The following is a 21,107-nucleotide window of genomic DNA, read 5'->3' as shown; positions in this document are numbered from 1 at the left end:
ACTAGAGTTCATCTTCAGGAGAACCCTATGTCCGATAAAAACAACAACCCGATACCCACGGGCGCCCAGGCGCTTTTCAGAGGTCTGGCTGTGATCGACGCGGTTGCGCAGGGGGCCAGTAGCCTCGCCGATATCGGTGCACGCATTGGCTGCACGCGCAGCACCACACATCGTCTGATCAGCGCGCTGGTGCAGGCCGGGCATTTGCGTGCCATTGGCGGCAGCGCTGGTGGCTATCAGCTTGGCCCAAAGCTCATCGAACTCGGCTACAAGGCCCGCGCGCAGATGCCCCTGGCGAATATCGCGCGCCCGCATTTGCAGGCCCTGGCACGGTTAACGCAGGACACGGTGCACCTGGGGGTGCGTGAGGACGGTGACGTGCTCTACATCGAGAAGCTGCCGAGCAGTCGCGGCCTGGAAATGCGCTCGCGAATCGGCCTGCGCATGCCCCTGGCGCTCACGGGTATTGGCAAATCGCTGATGCTCGACCTGAACGAAGCGCAGTGGTCGGAACTGTATGAGCAGGGCCTGCGCCAACGTGCCGGGCTGTCTGGCTTGCGCGAGGTATTTACGCCTTGGGACGAGTTTCGCGACCTGATGAAGGACTATGCCAAGGGCGGTTTCAGTCTCGATCTGGAAGAAAACGAGCTGGGCGTGCGCTGTGTTGCCGCGCCAGTGCGCGATGCGAGCGGGCAGATCGTCGCTGCGCTGAGTGTTGCCGGTGCCGTCCCCTATATGCCGCAAGCGCGCCTGCACGAGTTGCGCCCGGACGTAACGGCTTGCGCCGTCGCCATTTCCCGCGAGCTGGGCTGGAGTGCCTCATGACCGAACGCCACGTGCCGCGGCTGATCGCCCTCGACTGGGGTACCTCATCGCTACGCGCTTATCTGCTCGGCGAGGGCGGCAGGGTGCTGGCTTCGCAGAGTCGGCCGTGGGGCATACAGCACACGCCGGATGGCGATTTCGCTCGTGCCTATGAAGAGTTGATTGGTGACTGGTATCGCCAATGGCCGGAGCTGCCTGCGCTGGCGTGCGGCATGATTGGCAGCCGCCAGGGCTGGCGCGAGGTACCCTACGCCATATGCCCGGCTACGGCGAGCGACCTGGTCGATGGGTTGCTGGCTTTGCATACTGCCTGCGGCACGCTGCATCTGGTGCCCGGAGTGCTCGATGCAGGCGCGTTACCCGACGTGATTCGGGGTGAAGAAACCCAGGTCTTCGGTGCTTTGCAAATGGCCCCTGAACTAGGTGACGACGCCTTGCTGGTTTTGCCGGGTACCCACAGCAAATGGGTCACGGTGCGCGACGGCGCGATCAGCCACTTCGCGACCTACATGACAGGCGAGCTGTTCGCCGTTTTACGTGACCATTCGATTCTTGGTCGTCCGGCCCGCGAGCATGGGAGCGAGCCTAGTGATGCGGCGTTCTTGCTCGGGCTCGATACTGCTCGGCAGAGCGGTGCCGAAGGTATTTCCGGTCGCCTGTTCAGCACCCGCAGTCTTTTTCTCACCGACCGGCTGAGCGCGAACCAAAGTCTGGATTATCTCTCCGGGTTGCTGATCGGCGAGGAGCTGCGCAGTGTGTTCGCCAGCCTTGCGGATGGCTTCTGTCCGCCGCTGGTGCTGATTGGCGATGCGCGCCTGTGTGAGCGTTATCGATTGGCTCTGGCTCGCTTCAACGTGGACTCCGTACGCATCCTGGAAAACGCCGGGGTCGTCGGCCTCTGGAACCTGGCCTGTGCCGCCTCTCTTGTCACCGCTTCGCCCGCCGTTTCGAGGAGTACCCAGCATGGCTGATTCCTACCTGCAGCAATTGCCGCTGATCGCCATTCTGCGCGGCGTCACCCCCCAGGAGGTCGTCCCCATAGGCTTGGCGCTTTATGAGGCAGGCTTGCGCTTGATAGAGATCCCGCTGAATTCCCCGCAGCCGCTGCAGAGCATCGGCTTGCTGGCTGCTGAACTGGGCGATCGCGCGCTAATCGGCGCAGGCACCGTGCTCAGCGCAGCGCAGGTCGAGGAGGTGGCGCAGGCTGGTGGGCGCCTGATCGTGTCGCCAAACTGCAACCCTGATGTGATTCGCGCGACACGCCGCGCCGGGCTGTTCAGCTCGCCGGGGGTGGCCACACCGAGCGAAGGTTTCGCCGCGCTGGAGGCCGGTGCTCAGGTGCTCAAGCTGTTTCCCGCCGAGCAATTCAATCCGTCGATCATCAAAGCCTGGCGCGCGGTGTTCTCTCGTGACATCGCCCTGCTACCGGTCGGTGGTATTACCCCAGCGGGGATGGCCGCTTACGTCGAGGCGGGCGCCAGCGGTTTTGGCTTGGGCTCGGCGCTGTACAAACCGGGCATGAGTGCGGCTGACGTAGGCTATAACGCGGCAGTCTTCGTATCAGCCTGGAGGGCGACGCAACCCTGATATTCGCTGCGCCCAATCTAGAGCCCGCCCGACCTGGGGCGGGCTGGTGGCGCAGACCAACGCAGGCTTTCTCAGCCTGCGGCGAAGTCCAGCAAGGCCTGACCTGCCAGGCGATAGGTCGTCCATTCGCTTTGCGGGCGGGCGCCGAAAGATTCGTAGAAGTCGATGGCGGGCGTATTCCAGTCCAGCACCGACCATTCGAAACGGCCGCAATCTCGTGCCACGGCCAGTTGCGCCAGGTGGCGCAGCAGCGCCTTGCCCGCGCCCAGGCCACGCGCCTCGGGGCTGACGTAAAGGTCTTCCAGATAGAGGCCGTGCTTGCCCAGCCAGGTGGAATAGTTGAAGAAATACACCGCATAGCCGATGGGCTCGCCGTCGTGTTCGCAGATCAGGCCATGAGCGGTGCTGCCGTCGGCGAACAGGCTGTCGCGGATGCCGGCGGCATCGGTCTTCACCTCGTGCTCAGCCTTCTCATAGATGGCCAGATCGGTGATGAAACGCAGGATCAACTCGGCGTCGTCGGGGGTGGCGGGGCGGATATTCAGGGTCATGGAAAGAAATTCCGGAAAGGGAATGTATTAGTGTGGCGGCAAGCTATTCAGGAAGTTCTCTACGGCCTGACGTGAGTCCAAGCGCAGGTACTGGCAGGAGGGCGGCGTGTGAAGCATTTCCTCGCTATAGCGTTGCCGGTATACCGGATGACGAGTCCACGTCCAAGCCAGAATTGATTGTCGCGGGTTCAGTTGGAAGAGATTGCCCCAACGTTCGCGGTTGCCGTTCCACAATTCTTCATGTGTCGCCAACCGGCGCAGGGTGCGCCAGATCACCTGGCGCATCACCTTGTGACGTGGCAGGTCGAGCCAGATGACCATGTCCGAGCGCTCGCGCACCATTGGGCGTACAGCCGAATAGTTGCCTTCGGCGACCCAGTCGTCGCCCTGCAACGCCTCGCAGGTCAGCTGCTGAAACTGCTCGGTCGGCAGCGGCTGCCAGCCAGGCTGGTGATACAAGGCGTCGAGTTCGACATGCCGATAACCGAGGCGCTGGGCCAGGCGGCGTGACAAGGTGCTCTTGCCTGCCCCGGAACAGCCGACCACCGATATGCGACGGCCAGGGGTGATCGTTTTGGTTGGGATGGCGCTCAGGGGCATGGGATCAACCATAAGTGAGTGTTAGCCAGGCCAACGGTATGAATAGCAAGCAAATAAAACCGAATGCGGCGACCCAGGCGCTGCGCGAACCCGTAGGGTCGGCCACGCGCAGCGGCAGCTTCGGGTAGTGGCCAAGAGTCAATAGTCGTAGAGCCAGCCAGCCGGTGCTGTAGAAGACGTAGCCGAAGATAATTTCAAGCACGATCTCGGCGACTAACGCCAAGCCGCGCATCAACAATTCACCCATGGGAACTCCTTTTCCCGGTCTCTCCAAGGCCTCGCTTAGCGGCTGGCGAGAAGTTCGCGACCGCGCGCCACTGCCGCGCGCACCTGTGCCGGTGCGGTGCCGCCGATGTGGTTGCGGGCATTCACCGAGCCTTCCAGGGTCAGCACGGCGAATACGTCCTGCTCGATCTGGTCGCTGAACTGGCGCAGCTCGTCCAGGCTCATCTCGGCCAGGTCCTTGCCGCTGTCGACGCCGTACTTCACGGCATGCCCGACGATCTCGTGGCAGTCGCGGAACGGCAGGCCCTTGCGCACCAGGTAGTCGGCCAGGTCCGTGGCGGTGGAGAAACCGCGCAGCGCCGCTTCACGCATGATGGCGTGCTTGGGCTTGATCGCCGGGATCATGTCGGCGAAGGCGCGCAGCGAATCACGCAGGGTGTCGGCAGCGTCGAACAGCGGTTCCTTGTCTTCCTGGTTGTCCTTGTTGTAGGCCAGCGGCTGACCCTTCATCAGGGTCAGCAGGCCGGTCAGGGCGCCGAACACGCGGCCGGTCTTGCCGCGCACCAGCTCGGGCACGTCGGGGTTCTTCTTCTGCGGCATGATCGAGGAGCCGGTGCAGAAACGATCCGGCAGGTCGATGAACTGGAACTGGGCGCTGGTCCACAGCACCAGTTCTTCGGAGAAGCGCGACAGGTGCATCATCGCCAGGGAGGCGGCGGCGCAGAATTCGATGGCGAAGTCGCGATCCGACACGCCGTCCAGGGAGTTGCCGCCCACGGCGTCGAAGCCCAGCAGCTCGGCGGTGATTTCACGCTGGATCGGGTAGGTGGTGCCGGCCAGCGCGGCGCTGCCCAACGGCATGCGGTTGGTGCGCTTGCGGCAGTCGACCAGGCGCTCGTAGTCGCGCGAGAGCATTTCGAACCAGGCCAGCAGGTGGTGGCCGAAGGTCACCGGCTGCGCGGTCTGCAGGTGGGTGAAGCCGGGCATGATGGTTTCCGCTTCGCGCTCGGCCTGCTCCAGCAGGCCCTGCTGCAGGCGGGTGATTTCCGCGAGGATCAGCTCGATCTCGTCGCGCAGCCACAGGCGGATGTCGGTGGCCACCTGGTCGTTGCGGCTGCGTCCGGTGTGCAGCTTCTTGCCGGTCACGCCGATGCGGTCGGTCAGGCGCGCCTCGATGTTCATGTGCACGTCTTCCAGGTCGACGCGCCAGTCGAAGGTGCCGGCTTCGATCTCGCCCTGGATCTGCTTGAGGCCGTCGATGATTGCATCGCGCTCGGCATCCGTGAGCACGCCGACCTTGGCCAGCATGGTGGCGTGGGCGATGGAGCCCATGATGTCGTGGCGGTACAGGCGCTTGTCGAACTCCACCGAGGCGGTGAAGCGGGCGACGAAGGCGTCTACGGGCTCGCTGAAGCGGCCGCCCCAGGATTGGTTGGTTTTTTCGCTGCTCATGGTTCGGGCTCTGGATCGGGCTGACTTAATTGCTGGCCAGCATGGCGGACAAAGTGCGTCGATAATAACAGGGTCGGCAGGCGTTTCGCCGGGCCGCGTTTGCCGTCGAGCGGTCGGCAGGCTTGTTGGCTGCTTCACAGTTTTGCGCTGAAGATGGCATTTCGGTGCTTTATTTCGTCCGGCTGGAACCGTCTGGCTTGCCGGCTCGCAAGGCGACACGGAAACTGCGTCGATGCACACACAATCGCTTGCCAAGAATAAATCCAACACTGCCATCGACGACTTCTTCGTCCCGGAACTGTGCCAGCCGGAAGCCCTGCTGAGCATGGTGCTGCTGGCCGAGCTGCTAGTACTGGTGCTGGTGCTCGCCGAACCGATGACGCCAGGCTTCGACTGGGTACGCCTGGCCCTGACCTCGTTGTTCGTACAGTGGATCGTGCTGCTCTCGGCGGCCGTGCTCTGTCGCCTGCGCCCCGTGCTGGCACGCCTGCGTCCCGCGTTGGCGGGTTGCTTGTGTTGCGCCATGGTGGTGGTGCTGACCTTGAGCTGCACTGCGGTGGCCGACTACTACGAGTTGGGCGGGCCGTTGCCGCGCAGTGGCGAGGTGAATCTTTATCTGCGCCATGCTCTGATCAGCCTGATCATGTCCGCACTGCTGCTACGCTATTTCTATCTGCAGAGCCAATGGCGACGGCAGGAGCAGGCCGAGCTGCGTGCACGCATCGAATCGTTGCAGGCGCGGATTCGCCCGCATTTTCTGTTCAACAGCCTCAACAGCATCGCCAGTCTGGTCACGCTCGACCCACACAAGGCCGAGCAGGCGGTGCTGGATCTGTCCGATCTGTTTCGCGCCAGCCTGGCCAAACCCGGCACGTTGGTACCGTGGAAGGAGGAACTGGAACTGGCGAAACGATATCTATCTATCGAGCACTATCGGCTCGGTGAGCGACTACAGTTGCAGTGGGAGGTCGAAGGTGTGCCGGAGGATCTACCGATTCCCCAGCTGACCCTGCAGCCTCTTTTGGAAAATGCGCTGATCTATGGCATCGCGCCACGTGTCGAAGGTGGGCTGGTGCGGATCGAGGCGGATTACCAGGATGGTGTGTTCAGCTTGTGTGTCAGCAATCCGTATGAAGAGCGGGGCGAGCAGCACCCGTCACGGGGAACGCAGCAAGCGCTGAGTAATATCGATGCGCGTCTGGCGGCACTTTTTGGCCCCCGCGCGAGTCTCAGCGTGGAGCGCCGTGACGGCCGTCATTACAGCTGTCTACGCTATCCTTGTGCGAGACTCACGCAGGAAGCCAGAGCAATATGAATGTCCTGATCGTCGATGACGAACCCCTTGCCCGTGAGCGCCTGAGCCGCATGGTCGGCGAGCTCGAGGGTTACCGGGTCCTGGAGCCCGCCGCCAGCAACGGCGAGGAAGCCTTGGCCCTGATCGATAGCCTCAAGCCGGATGTGGTCCTGCTGGATATCCGCATGCCCGGCCTCGATGGCCTGCAGGTCGCTGCCAAGTTGTGCGAGCGCGAAGCTCCGCCTGCGGTGATCTTCTGCACGGCGCACGACGAATTCGCCCTGGAGGCCTTTCAGGTCAGCGCCGTTGGCTATCTGGTCAAACCGGTACGGCCCGAGAGCCTCAACGAAGCCCTGAAAAAGGCCGAGCGGCCCAACCGGGTGCAGCTGGCTGCCCTGACCCGCCCTGCCGCAGAGACGGGCGGTGGTCCGCGCACCCACATCAGCGCCCGCACCCGCAAGGGCATCGAGCTGATTCCGCTGGATCACGTGATCTATTTCATCGCCGATCACAAATACGTCACCCTGCGCCATGAGGGTGGCGAAGTCCTGCTGGATGAGCCGCTCAAGGCGCTTGAGGACGAATTCGGTGACCGCTTCGTACGCATCCACCGCAATGCGCTGGTCGCGCGCGAACGCATCGAACGCCTGCAGCGCACGCCACTCGGGCATTTCCAGCTGTTTCTGAAGGGGTTGGAGGAAGATTCGCTGGTGGTGAGTCGCCGCCACGTCGCCGGTGTACGCAAACTTATGCAGTCACTCTGACGCCCTGCCTCGCACGTCAGGGCGTCCCGGTCTTTGCAATCAGCGACACACCTGCGGCCTATGGCCGCCTGGCAGCGCCCGTAATGGGCGAGCCTGTTATGATTCGCGGCAATCCGTTTTCTGGAATTGCCCCATGTCCCGCGAAATTCGCATCGCCACCCGTAAGAGCGCCCTGGCCCTGTGGCAGGCCGAGTATGTCAAAGCCCGTCTGGAACAGGCACACCCTGGCCTGAAGGTCAGCCTGGTGCCCATGGTCAGCCGCGGCGACAAGCTGCTCGACGCGCCGCTGGCGAAAATCGGTGGCAAGGGCCTGTTCGTCAAGGAACTGGAAACCGCCCTGCTGGAAAACGAGGCCGACATCGCCGTGCACTCGATGAAGGACGTGCCGATGGACTTCCCCGAGGGGCTGGGCCTGTACTGCATCTGCGAGCGTGAAGACCCGCGTGACGCCTTCGTCTCCAACACCTATGACAGCCTCGATGCGCTGCCAGCCGGCAGCGTGGTCGGCACCTCCAGCCTGCGTCGCCAGGCCCAGCTGCTGGCGCGCCGGCCCGATCTGAAAATCCAGTTCCTGCGCGGCAACGTCAATACCCGTCTGGCCAAGCTCGATGCCGGCGAGTACGACGCCATCATCCTTGCCGCCGCCGGCTTGATTCGCCTGGGCTTCGAGGATCGCATTCGTAGCTCTATCAGTGCCGAAGACAGCCTGCCTGCCGGCGGCCAGGGCGCCGTGGGCATCGAGTGCCGCAGTGCCGACAGCGATGTGCATGCGCTGCTGGCGCCCTTGCACCATCACGAGACAGCCCTGCGGGTGACCGCCGAGCGCGCGCTGAACAAGCACCTCAATGGCGGTTGCCAGGTGCCTATCGCCTGCTATGCGCTGCTCGAAGGTGACCAACTCTGGCTGCGCGGCCTGGTCGGCCAACCTGATGGAGGCCTGTTGCTGCGTGCCGAAGAACGCGCTGCCAGCAGCGATGCCGAGGCGCTGGGCGTACGCGTGGCCGAGGCGCTGCTGGCGCAGGGCGCCGATGCCATTCTCAAGGCCGTTTACGGTGAGGCCGGGCACCCTTGAGCACCTGGCGCCTGTTGCTGACGCGTCCTGCCGAGGACTGTGCGGCGCTGGCGCAGACCCTGGCCGCCCAGGGTGTGGCCAGCCACTGCATGCCGCTGCTGGCCATCGAGGCGTTGGCCGAAACCGCCGGGCAGCGCAGCACCTTTGCCGAACTGCAGCGTTATTGCGCGGTGATCGTGGTCAGCAAACCGGCCGCGCGGATCGGCCTGCAGCTATTGGCGCGACATGCCGCACCAGCGCCCGATCTGCCCTGGTTCAGTGTCGGTGCCGCCACCGCTGCGGTGCTCGCCGAGCAGGGCTTGCGCGTGTACTTCCCTGACTCAGGCGATGACAGCGAAGCGCTGCTTGCCCTGCCAGCGCTGCACCAGGCTGTTGCCGCGACACCTGCGCCACGCGTACTGATCCTGCGTGGGGAAGGTGGCCGAGAATTCCTCGCCGAACGCTTGCGCGGCCAAGGCGTGACGGTCGACTATCTGCCACTTTATCGCCGCGTGCTCCCGCAATACGCGCCGGGCGAGCTTGGCCGGTGCGTGCGAGCGGAACGCCTGAACGGCCTGGTTGTCAGCAGTGGGCAGGGTTTCGAACATCTGCTGCGGCTGGCTGGCGATGACTGGCCGGCCTTGGCTCGGCTACCCTTGTTCGTACCCAGCCCGCGTGTTGCCGAGCAGGCGCGCGATGCGGGCGCGGAAATCGTTGTGGACTGTCGCGGCGCCAATGCCGCGGCCTTGCAGGCAGCGCTGGAGCAGTTTCCGGCTGCCGCCCTCTAAAAGGACGGATACGTGAGCGAAGCATCCACCCCGAAGACGCCAGAAGAAAATCCGGCCAGCGAAGCCGTGAAGACCACGCCAACCCCCTCATCCGCCCAGGCCCCTCGCAGTGGCGGCGGCAGCGGTCTTGCCGCCTTGGCCTTGCTGATCGGCCTGGCGGGTGCCGGCGCGGGCGGCTGGAGCCTCTGGCAGCTGCACGAAATGCAAAGCAGGGATCAGCAGCAAGCTGAAGACCTGCAGCGCACCCGCGACGACAGTGCGAAGCAAGTGGATGAATTGGCCCAGCGTCTGGATTCGCGGCTGTCCGCCCTGCCCAGCGCCGCCGAGCTGGACGAGCGCCGACGTCTGCTGGCCAACCTGCAAAGCGATCAGCAGCGCATGAGCCAGCGCCTGGAGAGCATGCTCGACGGCAGCCGCCAGGATTGGCGCCTGGACGAGGCCGAGCACCTGCTGCGTCTGGCCACGCTGCGCTTGTCCGCGCTGCAGGATGTGGCCTCGGCCGAGGCGCTGGTCGAGGCGGCCGACGATATCCTCCGTGACCAGGACGATCCTGCCGCCTTCGCTGCCCGCGAACAGCTCAGCCGCAGCCTGGAAGCGCTGCGCACCACGGCGCGGCCGGATCGTGTCGGTCTGTTCCTGCAACTGGGTGCCCTGCGTGAGCAGGCCGCCACCCTCAATCCCCTGGCGCCCACCCTCGAAGGGCAGGGCGATGTGCTCTCCGAGCTTGCCGCCGAAGGCGATGGCAGCGCCTGGTGGAGCGAGTGGGCGAAGAAGCTTTCCGACTACTTCCGCATCGAATTCGACGCCGATCGCAACGTCCGTCCGCTGCTGTCCGGGCAAAGCCTGTCGCAGGTCCGCCTGAGCCTGTCGCTGGCGCTGGAACAGGCGCAGTGGGCTGCGCTGCATGGTCAAACCGGTGTGTACAAGCAGTCGCTGAAGCAGGCCGAGGAAATCCTCGACGCACACTTCAATCTGGACAACCCGGACAGCCGTGCCCTGCGTCAGCGCTTCAGCGAGTTGGCCGGTGCCAGCATCGAGGTCAAGGTGCCGGATCTGAGCGAGTCGCTCGACACGCTGCAGGCCTACCTGCAACGTAAACAGGCGCAACGCCGGCAGGGGGCCGCCGCGGCCGGGGAGGCGCAATGAAACGCCTGTTCTGGCTTCTGCTACTGCTGGCCATCGCCGGCGGTCTTTACCTGCTCAGCCTGGCCATCGAGGCTGATCGTGGTTACGTGCTGTTCGCCTACAAGGGCTTCCGTTACCAGTCCGGGCTTTGGGCATTCCTTGGCCTGCTGGTGGTCGTGGTGGTGCTCTACTACCTGATCAAGTGGACGCTGCGTCTGCTGCTCAGCTCGACGCGTCTGGCCAACCCCTGGTCGCGTCTGCACCGCACTCGCCGCGTGCGACAGGCTTCCGAGCAGGGCATGCTGGATCTCGCCGAAGGCCGCTGGGCGCGTGCTCAGCGCCAGCTGACCCGCGCCGCCGAGGCCGACAGCCAACCGCTGATGTATTACCTCGGTGCCGCCCGGGCAGCCAGCAAACTCGGCGAGCACGAGCAGAGCGATGCACTGCTCGAGCGCGCGCTGGATAAGCAGCCACAGGCCGAACTGGCGATCGCTCTGACCCACGCCGAGCTGCAACGCAAGCGGGGCGACAGCGACGCGGCGCTGGAAACCCTGCAGGCCATGCGTCAACGCCACCCAGGTCATCACCTGGTACTGCGACAATTGCAGCGGCTGTATCTGCAGCGTCAGGACTGGTCGGCACTGCTCGGCCTGCTGCCGGAGTTGCGTAAGGAAAAGGCGCTACCCGCCGCAGAGCTCGACGAACTGGAGCGCGAAACCTGGCGTGGTCGCCTGGCCGAGGTCGGTGAGTACGGGTTGGCGCAAGGGGAAACCGCCTTGCAGCCGCTGAGCAAGGCCTGGAACCAGCTGTCAGCCAGTCTGCGCAACGAGCCTGAGCTGATCGCCACCTATGTCGAGCAGCTGCGCCGCCTGGGCGCACAGGAAGAAGCTGAGGAAGTGCTGCGCGGCGCGCTCAAGCGGGGTTACGACAGCCGCCTGGCGCGCTTCTATGGTGTGCTGCGTGGCGCCGACCCGGCGCGCCAGCTGCAAACGGCCGAACTCTGGCTCAAGCAGCATCCGGAGGATCCGGCCCTTCTGTTGACCCTGGGTCGCCTGTGCCTGCAGAACCAGCTGTGGGGCAAGGCGCGCGACTACTTCGAAACCAGCCTTAAGCTCGAGCGTCATCCGGAAACCTGTGCCGAACTGGCGCGCCTGCTGGCGCAACTGGGCGAACTCGAACGCAGCAATCAACTGCTGCTGGAGAGTCTCGGCCTGCTGCACCAGGGCTTGCCGCCGCTGCCGCAACCGCAGGGCGTCACGGCCTGAATGGATGCGGCTGATTGCCGCAGAGGCTCCGCGGTGCTGACGGAGGGGCGTTCCGGCCTGATGAACAGCCTGCTCTGAGCCACAGGGCGCCTTGAAAGGCGCCCTCGCTTTACTCTACCGTACGGCCCTCGATTTCCCTTCCGGAGCCACCATGCAATTGGCCAGTCCGCGTCCCCTGTTTTTCCTGGCATTCATCGGCTGCGTAGTGCTGATGGCGGCTGCGCTCTACCTGGAACATGTCGTTGGTCTGGAACCCTGCCCGATGTGCGTGTTGCAGCGTATCTGCGTGATTCTCTTTGGTGTGGTCTGCCTGATCGCGGCGATCCATGGCCCGGGGCGTCTCGGTCGGCGCATCTATGCGGTACTGGCCCTGCTGTTCGCTGGCGCGGGTGCCGCCACCGCGGGTCGGCAGATCTGGCTGCAGAGCGTACCGGCCGACCAGCTCGAAGCCTGTCTGCCGAGCCTCGAGTTCATGATGCAAGCCCTGCCCATGCAGGACATCGTGCGCCTGGTGTTCCAGGGCAGTGCCGATTGCGCTGAAGTGAAGTGGACGCTGTTCGGCATGAGCATCCCCGAGTGGAGCCTGCTCGGCTTTATCGGCATGCTCGCCTTCTGCCTGTTCCAGCTGCTGCGCCGCGACTGAGAATGCGAATCGCACGAAGCCACGCCGCTCGTGGCTTCTCGATTAAACGCTCGTATGAAATTTTCTCGTGGCTAGCCTTGATGGTGTGTGCCCGCGGGCATAATCTGGCTCGCACGCACCGCCGGAAAAACGCCATTTTGCGGTTGCTTTCCCAAGACCAAGCGCCGGTTGACAGAAAATCGTCGGGAATGATTTTAAGCGTCGCGCAGCGATGGCCCGAAGGCTGGCCGCCAAGGAGCAGCCATAAAGTTCGTCTCGGGAGCGGACCTATAACAGGCATTATCGATAAGGGAAGCGAGGTTCATCATGCTCGAGAAATGTCGGAACGCGCAGGAACGCTGGGGTGGGGTTCACCAGTTGATCGATCGCTGGTTGGGCGAGCGCCGCGAACTGGTGCTGGCCTATACCGCCCTTACCAAGGCGCCTCAGGCCCCTGCCATCAATTGTGAATCCCTGCAGGGCTTCTGCGAATTACTGGTGGACTACGTCTCGGCTGGCCACTTCGAGGTCTACGAGCAACTGACCAGCGAGGCCAAGGCCTTCAATGATCAGCGCGGCCTGGAACTGGCCAAGCAGATCTACCCGCGTATCGAAGCCATCACCGAGGTCGCGCTGGCCTTCAATGATCGTTGCGACAACGGCGACAGCCGCGACAATGCCTCGCTGGTGGCTGAGCTCAACCGTCTGGGACAGCTGTTGCACGAACGTTTCGAACTGGAAGATTGCCTGATCGAGGTGTTGCACAACGCCCATCAGGAGCAGGCTGCCGAAGCGCTCTGACGCTCGATGTCAAAAAAGCCCGGTCTGAGTCCGTAATGCTGTTCACATAGGAAACGGTCGAACGCGATCAGTCCCCTCGCCCCTCCGGGGAGAGGGTTAGGGCGGGCCGCGTTCGGCGAGGGGAAAACTGGCAGTTTTGCAGTGTTTTCAGCCCTCTCCCCCAGCCCCTCTCCCATAAATGGGAGAGGGGAGCCAAGCGCGAGCACCTTAAGTGAACAGCATTCCGGATCTGAGTCCGGGCTTTTCATTGTGGATCAGGGCGGCGCTCAGTCGGCTACGTCCAGCAGGCGCAGGTCGAAGACCAGAGGCGCATGGGGCGGTATCAGATCGCCCGCACCGTCATCCCCGTATGCCTGATCCGATGGAATCACCAGGCGCCAGTGCGCGCCCTTCGGCATCTGCAGCAATGCACTGCGCCAGCCGGCGATCAGGCTGTCCAGGCGAAACCACTGCGGTGTGGTGCTCTCGTCGAAGACACTGCCGTCGGCCAGTTCGCCGCGATAACTTACCTGTACCCGGCTGCGGGCAGTGGGCTTGGCTCCGCTGCCAGGGCTGAGCTCGGTCACCAGTACGCCATTGGCCAGCGCCCGCACGTTGGGGCGGCGACTTTCCTCGGCGAGAAAACGCTGCTCGGCTTCGATGGCCTTGGCATGGCGCTGGGGCGAGGCTTCGATACGGGCTTCGTGCTCATCGAGCAATTGCTCGATGCGGCCTGCCTCAAGCCGCAGCGGTTTGCCCTCGTAAGCCTGGCGCAGGCCTTCGAGCAGCTCGTTCAGCGGCAGGTCGGGGACCTCTTCATGCAGGCGTTCGCCAAGGCGCACACCGAGGCTGTAAGCCAGATCCTGCTGATGCTGGTCGGCCTGCACGGCCAGGCTGCAGCAGAGTGCGAGGGTGGCGAGTACGGCGCGGCTCATGAAGGTTTCTCCCGGTGGATATGCCTGCGATTATGCCAGGCGAGCGATGCCCGCGCTGTGATCACCAAAAGGCCTATGGCGAGGCGCCTCGCCTGCGTCTAGTATGGGCGCATCCACATCCGCCTGGAGGCGCGCCATGTCGGCCAAGAAGAAGTCCGTGACTACCCCGTTGCACCTGTTGCATCAACTGTCTGCCAGCCTGCTCGAGCATCTGGAAAATGCCTGCTCGCAAGCGCTGATCGACGCCGAGAAACTGCTCGCCAAACTGGAGAAGCAGCGCGGCAAGGCTCAGGAAAAACTGCACAAGGCCCGCAGCAAACTGCAGGACGCCGCCGTTGCCGGCAAGGCCAAGGCGCAGGCCAAGGCCAAGGATGCCGTCGCCGAACTGGAAGAGCTGCTCGACGCGCTCAAGGCCAGCCAGAGCGAAACCCGTACCTACATCGCCCAGCTCAAGCGTGACGCTCAGGAAAGCCTGAAGCTTGCGCAGGGCGTTGGCAAGGTGAAGGAAGCCGCCGGCAAGGCGCTGGACGCACGTGCAGCCAAGGCCGCCGCACCGGCAGCCAATCCTGCAAGCAAACCGGCTGCGGCGAAGAAGCCCGCTGCCGCAAAAGCAGCGGTGAAGAAGGCTCCGGCCAAACCCGCTGCTGCCAAACCAGCCGCCAAGCCGGTAGCGGCCAGCAAGCCGGCTGCAAAACCCGCGGTCGCCAGCAAGCCAGCGGCTAAACCTGCTGCCAGCAAGCCTGCAGCGGCTAAACCGGCCGCGCCCAAGGCTGCCGCCAAACCTGCTGCCGCCAAGCCGGCGGCCAAACCAGCCGCAAAGCCAGCCGCAGCGAAAGCGCCGGCCAAGCCAGCAGCGGCCAGTAAGCCAGCAGCCAAGCCAGCTGCCGCCAAACCCGCTGCCGCAAAACCTGCTGCGAAGCCCGCCGCCAAAGCCACGCCTGCCAAGCCCGCTGCTGCGAAGAAGCCGGCTGCAGCGAAGAAGGCCCCGGCCAAGCCGGCAGCAGCCAAGCCAGCTGCTGCGCCGGCAGCTCCGGTTGCGCCAGCCGCGCCAGCTGCGCCTGCCGTGAGCAGCAGCGGTACGCCGAGCGCCTCCTAAGGCAGATGGACGGCGCCGCGCAGCATCTGCAGCGCGGCGCTGTCATTTCCGGCCAGGCGAATCAGCCAATCCTCTTCACCCGCTTCGCAAGGCCAGCTCTCGGCCAGCGTCTGCAGCCGTTCGAGCAATACCCGCTCAGCCTGCAATTCCAGCTTCTTGATCTGTTCGCGCAAGGCCGCCAGCTCGGCATCCTCGCCTGCTGCCGCGCGCCAGTTGCGTCGTGTCTGACGCAAGGGCGAGATCACCTCTCGCTGCCAGGCGCCGGCCACTGCCGTCAGGGCACGCAGGCGTTCATCCAGGTAGCGTACGCCACGCTGCTGCAGCCAGGCGCCAGTCAGCAGCAGGCAAACGTCATTACCCGCGTCCTGCAGTTCGAGGCAGGCCTTTTCCACGCCGGGTCTGGCATAGAGTTCGAGGGCGAAATTCCACAGATCCTGCACGCGGCCTCCGGGGCGATTTGATAGACTCCGCGGCCATTATGATCCGACTCCAGAACCTCACTCTACAGCGTGGTCCGCAACGCCTGCTCGAAGGCGCCGAGCTGACCCTGCACGCCGGTCACAAGGCCGGTCTGATCGGTGCCAACGGCGCCGGAAAATCCAGCCTGTTCGCCTTGCTGCGTGGCGAGCTGACGCCGGACGCCGGCGATTGCCTGCTGCCAGCTGACTGGCGTATCGCCCATATGCGTCAGGAGGTCGATGACCTCGAGCGGCTGGCCGTGGATTACGTGCTCGATGGCGACCACAACCTGCGCCGCGTGCAGGCCGAGTTGGCCGCGGCCGAGCAGAGCCACGACGGCGCCGCCATCGCCCGCCTGCACAGTGAGCTGGACAGTGCCGACGGCTACACAGCCGACGCCCGCGCGCGCAAGCTGCTGGCGGGGCTGGGGTTCGAGAACGCGCAGATGGATCGCCGTGTCGGCGATTTCTCCGGCGGTTGGCGTATGCGCCTGAACCTGGCCCAGGCGCTGATGTGTCCGTCCGACCTGCTGCTGCTCGACGAGCCGACCAACCACCTGGATCTGGACGCGATTCTCTGGCTCGAAGGCTGGCTGCAGAGCTACCCGGGCACCTTGCTGCTGATCTCCCACGACCGCGACTTTCTCGATGCCGTGGTCGATCACGTTGCCCATGTCGAGCAGCGCAAGCTGAACCTGTATCGCGGCGGCTACACCGCCTTCGAGCGCACCCGCGCTGAACGTCTGGCCCAGCAGCAGCAGGCCTACGAGAAGCAGCAGGCGCAGCGTGCGCACATGGAAAAGTACATCGCCCGCTTCAAGGCCCAGGCCACCAAGGCCCGCCAGGCGCAGAGCCGGATCAAGGCGCTGGAGCGCATGGAGGAGCTGAGTGCGGCGCACGTCGACTCGCCCTTCGACTTCGTCTTCCGCGAGGCCGAGAAGATTTCCACGCCGCTGCTCAGCCTCAGCGAAGGCCGCCTCGGCTACGGTGACAAGGCCGTGCTGCAGCAGGTCAAGCTGAGCCTGGTGCCTGGCGCGCGCATTGGCCTGCTCGGCCCCAACGGCGCAGGCAAATCGACGCTGATCAAGAACCTCTCGGCCGAATTGCGGCCGCTGAGTGGCAGCCTGACCCGCGGCGAGAACCTGGTGATCGGCTACTTCGCCCAGCATCAGCTCGACGCCCTGGACGACAAGGCCAGCCCACTGCTGCACCTGCAGCGCATCGCGCCAAGCGAGCGCGAGCAGACGCTGCGCGACTTCCTCGGTGGTTTCGACTTCCGCGGTGCTCGCTGCGACGAGCCGGTGGTGAATTTCTCCGGTGGCGAGAAGGCACGTCTGGCCCTGGCATTGATCGCCTGGGGCAAACCCAACCTGCTGCTGCTCGACGAGCCGACCAACCACCTGGACCTGGAAATGCGCCTGGCGCTGACCATGGCCCTGCAGGAGTTCGCTGGCGCCGTGGTGGTGGTCTCGCACGACCGCCATCTGCTCAAGAGCACCACCGACGAGTTTCTGCTGGTCGCCGATGGCCGGGTGGTACCGTTCGACGGTGATCTGGAGGACTATGCGCGTTGGCTGGTCGATTACCGTCAGCGCCAGGCACCGCCCAGCGCACCGGCCGAAGGTGCTGCGGACAAGACCGACAAACGTGCCCAGCGCCAGGCCGCCGCTGCGCTGCGTCAGCAACTGGCGCCGCACAAGAGGCAGGCCGAGAAGCTCGAGCAGGAGCTGGGCAAGGTGCAGGAAAAGCTCGCCGCCGTGGAGGCGCAGTTGGGTGACAGCGGTCTGTACGAATCCGCGCGCAAGGACGAACTGCGCCAGCGCCTGGCCGAACAGGCGCAGCTCAAGGCGCGTGAAGCCGAGTTGGAGGAGGCCTGGCTGCTGGCGCTGGAAACCCTGGAGGCGTTGCAGCAGCAACTGGAGGAAGCCGAGTAATGGAACAGCTGGAACTGCTGATGGCCTGGCGCGAGCCGCTGATTCGTGCCGGCCAGGTACTGCTGATCATCCTGCTGGCATGGATCGCTCAGCGCATTCTCACCCGCGCCATCAGTCGTCTCGGCGAACGTTACAGCCTGCTGCCGGCCGAGGTGCTGCAACCGCTGCGCGGCCTGGTGCGCTGGCTGATCATGGGCAGCGCGTTGCTCATGGTGCTGGAGCGCCTGGGCGTTTCAGCCAACGTGCTGTGGACGGCGCTGACCGGTTTCACTGCCGTCGCTGCGGTGGCGTTCTTCGCCATCTGGAGCGTGCTGTCGAACATGTTCTGCGCGCTGCTGATCTTCACCATGGGCCCGTTCCGCCTGGGCGATACCGTCGAAGTCATCGAAAGCGCCGACAAGCCTGGCGTTAAGGGGCGGGTGATCGCCATCAACCTGTTCTATACCACCCTGCAGGACCTCGACGAAAACGCCGCCGGCGCGTTGTTGCAGGTGCCCAACAGCCTGTTCTTCCAGAAGTCGGTGCGCCGCTGGCGCTGAGTACGGGGGCAGGAGTAGGCTGTAGCGCTCTCCCCTGATTTCAGCTTCTCGAGGTACGCATCATGGCATTGGAAACCTGGCTCGCTTTCTTCGTCGCCTGCTGGGTGATCAGCCTGTCGCCGGGCGCCGGTGCCGTGGCCTCGATGTCGGCCGGCATGCAATACGGCTTCTGGCGTGGCTACTGGAACGCGCTCGGCCTGCAGCTCGGTCTGGCGCTGCAGATCGCCATCGTAGCTGCCGGCGTGGGCGCCGTTCTGGCCACCTCGGCCCTGGCTTTCAGCCTGATCAAATGGTTCGGCGTGGCCTATCTGGTGTTCCTCGCCTACAAACAATGGGTCGCGCTGCCCAGCGATCTGGATGCCGGTGCGGCCGAGCGTCCCATTGGCCGGCCGCTGACTCTGGTTTTGCGTGGTTTCCTGGTCAATTTCAGCAATCCCAAGGCGATCGTCTTCATGCTTGCGGTATTGCCGCAGTTCATCAATCCGCATGCGCCGCTGGTGGCGCAGTACCTGGTGATGGGTGTGACCATGATCGCCGTGGACCTGATCGTCATGGCCGGCTATACCGGCCTCGCCTCGCGTGTGCTGCGTCTGCTGCGCACGCCGCGCCAGCAGCGGGTCATGAACCGCAGTTTCGCCGCGCTGTTCGCCGCCGCTGCCGGCCTGCTGGCCACGGTCAAGCGCGCCGCCGTCTGAGTCTCGTTTGGCCTCGACCGGATGTCGGTCGAGGCCGTTCGCTGCAACGCTCCGCTCGGCTGAATGTTACGAGATATTTCAGATTGTTCTTGTGCTGAGCCGTTAGGCCGGCAACAATTTAATGCCACCCATTCTCGTTTGGGATGCATTAATGATCCGCTTTCGTTTCCCCCTTTCCTGGCTGATGCTGCCACTGCTGGCCTGCCTCAGCTTTATCGCCGTCGGCGAGCCCCTGGATGGCGCCGCCCAGGCGCTGCATCTGATTGGTTATATCGGTGCTGACTACCCCGCCACTGTCGCCGATGGCCAGGTCGTCGACGCTGGCGAATACCAGGAGCAGTTGGAGTTTCTCGATGTGCTGCAGGGGCTGATCGTCGCCCTGCCGGCCCAGGCAGGGCGGGCCGAGCTGGAGCAGGGCGTGGCCGAGCTGCGCCAGGCCGTTACCCAGCGCACGCCCGGTGAGGAAGTCTCCAGCGCTGCACGCCAGCTGGGCGCGCGCCTGGCCGATCTTTATGCGGTGTCACTGACCCCGGTACTGACACCGGACCCGGAGCGTGGTGCGCCGCTCTACGCCCAGCACTGCTCGGTGTGCCATGGCGATACCGGCCTGGGCGACGGCCCGGCCGGCATCGGTCTGGAGCCGCCGCCGGCCAATCTGCGCGACGCCGCGCGCCTGGATCGGCTGAGCCTTTACGATCTCTACAACACCCTCGGCCTGGGCATCGAGGGCACCGACATGCCGGCCTTCGCCGACCAGCTCGACGACCGTCAGCGCTGGGATCTGGCTGTCTATATCGCTGGCTTCACCGCTGCTCCGGCGCAGGGCAAGGCACGTTTCGCCATGAGCGAGCTGGCCGGCCGCACGCCTGCCGAGATCGCCGCTGCCGGGGGCGATGTCGCCGCGTTCCGCGCTCAGCGCGCGCATCCGGTGCTGGAGCAGCGCGGCCCGCAGCAACTGATCGGCTACACCCGCACAACCCTGGAACGCAGCCTGCAGGCCTACCGCGATGGTGACCGCGAGCAGGCCTATGACCTTTCCGTTGGAGCCTATCTGGAAGGTTTCGAGTTGGTCGAAAGCGCCCTCGACAACCTCGATGCGGTGCAGCGCAAGACCACCGAGCGAGCCCTGATGGCCTACCGGCAGGCGCTGCAGGATGGCGCCGGCGTTGCGCAGGCGGCTCAGGCGCTTGAGCTGGCCAAGGCCGAGCTGGACAAGTCCGCAGCGCTGCTCGCCGATGGCGCCATGGACGGCAGCCTGAGTTTCTTCGCCAGCCTGCTGATTCTGCTGCGTGAAGGCCTGGAAGCCATTCTCGTACTGGCGGCGATTCTCGCCTTCCTGCGTAACACCGGGCAGCAGCAGGCGGTGCGCAGCGTTCACTTCGGCTGGGGCCTGGCACTGCTCGCCGGGGTCGCCACCTGGGCCGTGGCGGCTTACGTGATCGACGTCAGCGGCGCCCAGCGCGAACTGCTCGAAGGTATCACCGCGCTGTTTGCCAGCGTCGTGCTGCTGTGGGTCGGCGTGTGGATGCATGACCGCCGCCATGCCGCGGCCTGGCAGGATTACATCAAGAGCAGCCTGGTGGGCGGCGGTGGACGTTTCGGCTTCGCCGTGCTGGCGTTCTTCTCGGTCTATCGCGAGCTGTTCGAAGTCATCCTGTTCTACGAAACCCTCTGGCTGCAGGCTGGCTCTGCCGGGCACGGTGCCGTGCTGGCCGGTGCTGCCGCCGCGCTGGTGCTGCTGATCGGCCTGGCCTGGGTGATCCTGCGTGGCTCGCGCAAGCTGCCGCTGGCGACCTTCTTCGGCATCAATGCGGTGCTGCTGTGCGTGCTGTCCGTGGTCTTCGCCGGCCATGGCGTGGCCGCGCTGCAGGAAGCCGGCGTGCTTGGCACGCGCCCGGTGGCGTTCTTCGAGTTCGACTGGCTGGGCATTCACGCCGACGCCTGGAGCCTTGCAGCGCAGGGCCTGGCCCTGGCCGGTATTGCGCTGCTCTATGGGCGCAGCCTGCTGGGTGAGCGCCGACGCCTGGCCGAGCAGGCCTGATGGCATGACGCGGGGCGGTTTCACCGCTCCGCTGTCAATAGCGTGAACCGCTGCCACGACAACGAGTCTCAGTGCACCTAGGCTGATTCCAATTCCTTTGCCGAGTGCACGCATGTCTTCTCCGATCCATTCCACTCATTACGCCGACAGTCCTGATCTGGCGTTGGCCCCTTTGCGTCATCCCACCCTGGAGCAGGCGCTGTCAGCAGCCTGTGCCCAACTCGACGTGCGTGAAGCCTTTCTCGCTGCGTTGCGTGACCCGGCCATCGGCCCGCAGCCAAGATTGCTGCTGGCGATTTCCGGTGCCGACCTGCAAGGCCAGCGGCGTTTGGCTGCGCTGGTGGCCGAGCTGCTGCCGGACGAGGTGGAGCTGGATCTGATCGAGTTGGCCGACGACAACCTGTCGCGAGCCGTGAGGGAGCGCTGCGAGCCTTTCTACAACCTCTGAGACGCTCGCCTGCTGGCATACTGGGCGCTGGT

23 protein-coding genes are annotated in these 21,107 nt (G+C 64.7%); 17 read left to right on the top strand and 6 right to left on the bottom strand.

Going from position 1 to position 21,107, the window contains the following annotated elements; genetic code table 11:
• Nucleotides 1-27 precede the first annotated feature (27 nt).
• From GYB81_RS05860 to GYB81_RS05850, 3 genes are read left to right on the top strand one after another with little or no spacing between them, the layout of a single operon-like run.
• Nucleotides 28-825 (top strand): IclR family transcriptional regulator, encoded by a 798-nt coding sequence (locus tag GYB81_RS05860; RefSeq protein WP_161865663.1) that lies wholly within the window; start codon nt 28-30, stop codon nt 823-825.
• Nucleotides 822-1,796, top strand: coding sequence for a 2-dehydro-3-deoxygalactonokinase (locus GYB81_RS05855; protein WP_161865664.1), 975 nt, complete (start codon nt 822-824; stop codon nt 1,794-1,796). The genes GYB81_RS05860 and GYB81_RS05855 overlap by 4 nt, the downstream gene beginning before the upstream one ends.
• Nucleotides 1,789-2,412 carry a 2-dehydro-3-deoxy-6-phosphogalactonate aldolase gene (locus tag GYB81_RS05850; RefSeq protein ID WP_161865665.1) on the top strand — a complete coding sequence of 208 codons (624 nt, stop codon included), beginning with the start codon at nt 1,789-1,791 and terminating at the stop codon, nt 2,410-2,412. Before GYB81_RS05855 ends, GYB81_RS05850 begins: the two co-directional genes overlap by 8 nt.
• A 71-nt stretch (nt 2,413-2,483) precedes the next feature.
• On the opposite strand, the gene GYB81_RS05845 is transcribed toward GYB81_RS05850, so the two are convergent.
• Genes GYB81_RS05845 through argH form a run of 4 tightly spaced genes read right to left on the bottom strand, consistent with a single transcriptional unit; the run spans nt 2,484 to nt 5,240 of the window.
• A complete protein-coding gene (locus tag GYB81_RS05845) occupies nt 2,484-2,963 on the bottom strand; it encodes a GNAT family N-acetyltransferase (protein WP_161865666.1) in 480 nt (159 codons plus the stop codon).
• A gap of 27 nt (nt 2,964-2,990) precedes the next feature.
• Nucleotides 2,991-3,563 (bottom strand): AAA family ATPase, encoded by a 573-nt coding sequence (locus GYB81_RS05840; RefSeq protein ID WP_161865667.1) that lies wholly within the window; start codon nt 3,561-3,563, stop codon nt 2,991-2,993.
• 4 nt (nt 3,564-3,567) lie between these two features.
• Nucleotides 3,568-3,810 (bottom strand): hypothetical protein, encoded by a 243-nt coding sequence (locus GYB81_RS05835; RefSeq protein ID WP_161865668.1) that lies wholly within the window; start codon nt 3,808-3,810, stop codon nt 3,568-3,570.
• Between the two features lie 35 nt (nt 3,811-3,845).
• Nucleotides 3,846-5,240: an argininosuccinate lyase gene (gene argH / locus GYB81_RS05830; protein ID WP_161865669.1), complete on the bottom strand. Its 1,395-nt coding sequence runs from the start codon at nt 5,238-5,240 to the stop codon at nt 3,846-3,848.
• A 232-nt stretch (nt 5,241-5,472) separates the two neighbouring features.
• On the opposite strand from argH, the gene GYB81_RS05825 reads away from it, so the two are divergent.
• The 8 genes from GYB81_RS05825 (at nt 5,473) to GYB81_RS05790 (ending at nt 12,950) form a co-directional block, all read left to right on the top strand.
• Nucleotides 5,473-6,555 carry a sensor histidine kinase gene (locus GYB81_RS05825; protein WP_161865670.1) on the top strand — a complete coding sequence of 361 codons (1,083 nt, stop codon included), beginning with the start codon at nt 5,473-5,475 and terminating at the stop codon, nt 6,553-6,555.
• Complete coding sequence (locus tag GYB81_RS05820) at nt 6,552-7,298, top strand: LytR/AlgR family response regulator transcription factor (protein ID WP_161865671.1); 747 nt, start codon at nt 6,552-6,554, stop codon at nt 7,296-7,298. Before GYB81_RS05825 ends, GYB81_RS05820 begins: the two co-directional genes overlap by 4 nt.
• Nucleotides 7,299-7,431: 133 nt before the next feature.
• Nucleotides 7,432-8,370 (top strand): hydroxymethylbilane synthase, encoded by a 939-nt coding sequence (gene hemC, locus GYB81_RS05815; protein ID WP_090434563.1) that lies wholly within the window; start codon nt 7,432-7,434, stop codon nt 8,368-8,370.
• Nucleotides 8,367-9,137 (top strand): uroporphyrinogen-III synthase, encoded by a 771-nt coding sequence (locus GYB81_RS05810; protein WP_161865672.1) that lies wholly within the window; start codon nt 8,367-8,369, stop codon nt 9,135-9,137. The genes hemC and GYB81_RS05810 overlap by 4 nt, the downstream gene beginning before the upstream one ends.
• Before the next feature lie 12 nt (nt 9,138-9,149).
• Complete coding sequence (locus GYB81_RS05805) at nt 9,150-10,283, top strand: uroporphyrinogen-III C-methyltransferase (protein ID WP_161865673.1); 1,134 nt, start codon at nt 9,150-9,152, stop codon at nt 10,281-10,283.
• A complete protein-coding gene (locus GYB81_RS05800; protein ID WP_161897755.1) occupies nt 10,280-11,527 on the top strand; it encodes a heme biosynthesis HemY N-terminal domain-containing protein in 1,248 nt (415 codons plus the stop codon). The genes GYB81_RS05805 and GYB81_RS05800 overlap by 4 nt, the downstream gene beginning before the upstream one ends.
• A 151-nt stretch (nt 11,528-11,678) precedes the next feature.
• Nucleotides 11,679-12,170, top strand: a complete 492-nt coding sequence (locus tag GYB81_RS05795; RefSeq protein WP_161865675.1) for a disulfide bond formation protein B — start codon at nt 11,679-11,681, stop codon at nt 12,168-12,170.
• A 306-nt stretch (nt 12,171-12,476) separates the two neighbouring features.
• Nucleotides 12,477-12,950, top strand: coding sequence for an Rsd/AlgQ family anti-sigma factor (locus GYB81_RS05790; RefSeq protein WP_041769321.1), 474 nt, complete (start codon nt 12,477-12,479; stop codon nt 12,948-12,950).
• Between the two features lie 266 nt (nt 12,951-13,216).
• Here the strand turns inward: GYB81_RS05790 and GYB81_RS05785 are convergent, their stop codons facing one another.
• A complete protein-coding gene (locus GYB81_RS05785) occupies nt 13,217-13,864 on the bottom strand; it encodes an FKBP-type peptidyl-prolyl cis-trans isomerase (RefSeq protein WP_161865676.1) in 648 nt (215 codons plus the stop codon).
• A gap of 136 nt (nt 13,865-14,000) precedes the next feature.
• Here GYB81_RS05785 and GYB81_RS05780 point away from each other — a divergent pair, with 136 nt between their 5' ends.
• Nucleotides 14,001-14,960: an AlgP family protein gene (locus GYB81_RS05780; protein ID WP_161865677.1), complete on the top strand. Its 960-nt coding sequence runs from the start codon at nt 14,001-14,003 to the stop codon at nt 14,958-14,960.
• Here GYB81_RS05780 and GYB81_RS05775 read toward each other — a convergent pair.
• A complete protein-coding gene (locus tag GYB81_RS05775; RefSeq protein ID WP_161865678.1) occupies nt 14,957-15,400 on the bottom strand; it encodes a TIGR02444 family protein in 444 nt (147 codons plus the stop codon). The genes GYB81_RS05780 and GYB81_RS05775 overlap by 4 nt on opposite strands.
• A gap of 38 nt (nt 15,401-15,438) precedes the next feature.
• Here GYB81_RS05775 and GYB81_RS05770 point away from each other — a divergent pair, with 38 nt between their 5' ends.
• The 5 genes from GYB81_RS05770 to GYB81_RS05750 all read left to right on the top strand — a co-directional run bounded on the left by GYB81_RS05770 (nt 15,439) and on the right by GYB81_RS05750 (nt 21,075).
• Complete coding sequence (locus tag GYB81_RS05770; RefSeq protein WP_161865679.1) at nt 15,439-17,352, top strand: ATP-binding cassette domain-containing protein; 1,914 nt, start codon at nt 15,439-15,441, stop codon at nt 17,350-17,352.
• On the top strand, nt 17,352-17,891 hold the full coding sequence (locus GYB81_RS05765; protein WP_161865680.1) for a mechanosensitive ion channel family protein: 540 nt from the start codon (nt 17,352-17,354) through the stop codon (nt 17,889-17,891). The genes GYB81_RS05770 and GYB81_RS05765 overlap by 1 nt, the downstream gene beginning before the upstream one ends.
• A gap of 62 nt (nt 17,892-17,953) precedes the next feature.
• Nucleotides 17,954-18,586, top strand: coding sequence for a LysE family transporter (locus GYB81_RS05760; protein ID WP_161865681.1), 633 nt, complete (start codon nt 17,954-17,956; stop codon nt 18,584-18,586).
• Between the two features lie 151 nt (nt 18,587-18,737).
• Nucleotides 18,738-20,627 (top strand): cytochrome c/FTR1 family iron permease, encoded by a 1,890-nt coding sequence (locus GYB81_RS05755; protein WP_161865682.1) that lies wholly within the window; start codon nt 18,738-18,740, stop codon nt 20,625-20,627.
• A 112-nt stretch (nt 20,628-20,739) separates the two neighbouring features.
• Nucleotides 20,740-21,075, top strand: a complete 336-nt coding sequence (locus GYB81_RS05750; RefSeq protein WP_024306426.1) for an enhanced serine sensitivity protein SseB C-terminal domain-containing protein — start codon at nt 20,740-20,742, stop codon at nt 21,073-21,075.
• Nucleotides 21,076-21,107 lie beyond the last annotated feature (32 nt).

The organism is Pseudomonas yangonensis (genome assembly GCF_009932725.1).
Lineage (GTDB): Bacteria > Pseudomonadota > Gammaproteobacteria > Pseudomonadales > Pseudomonadaceae > Aquipseudomonas > Aquipseudomonas yangonensis.
Note: the sequence above shows the minus strand (reverse complement) of the source record. Positions and strands in the feature narration are given on the sequence as shown.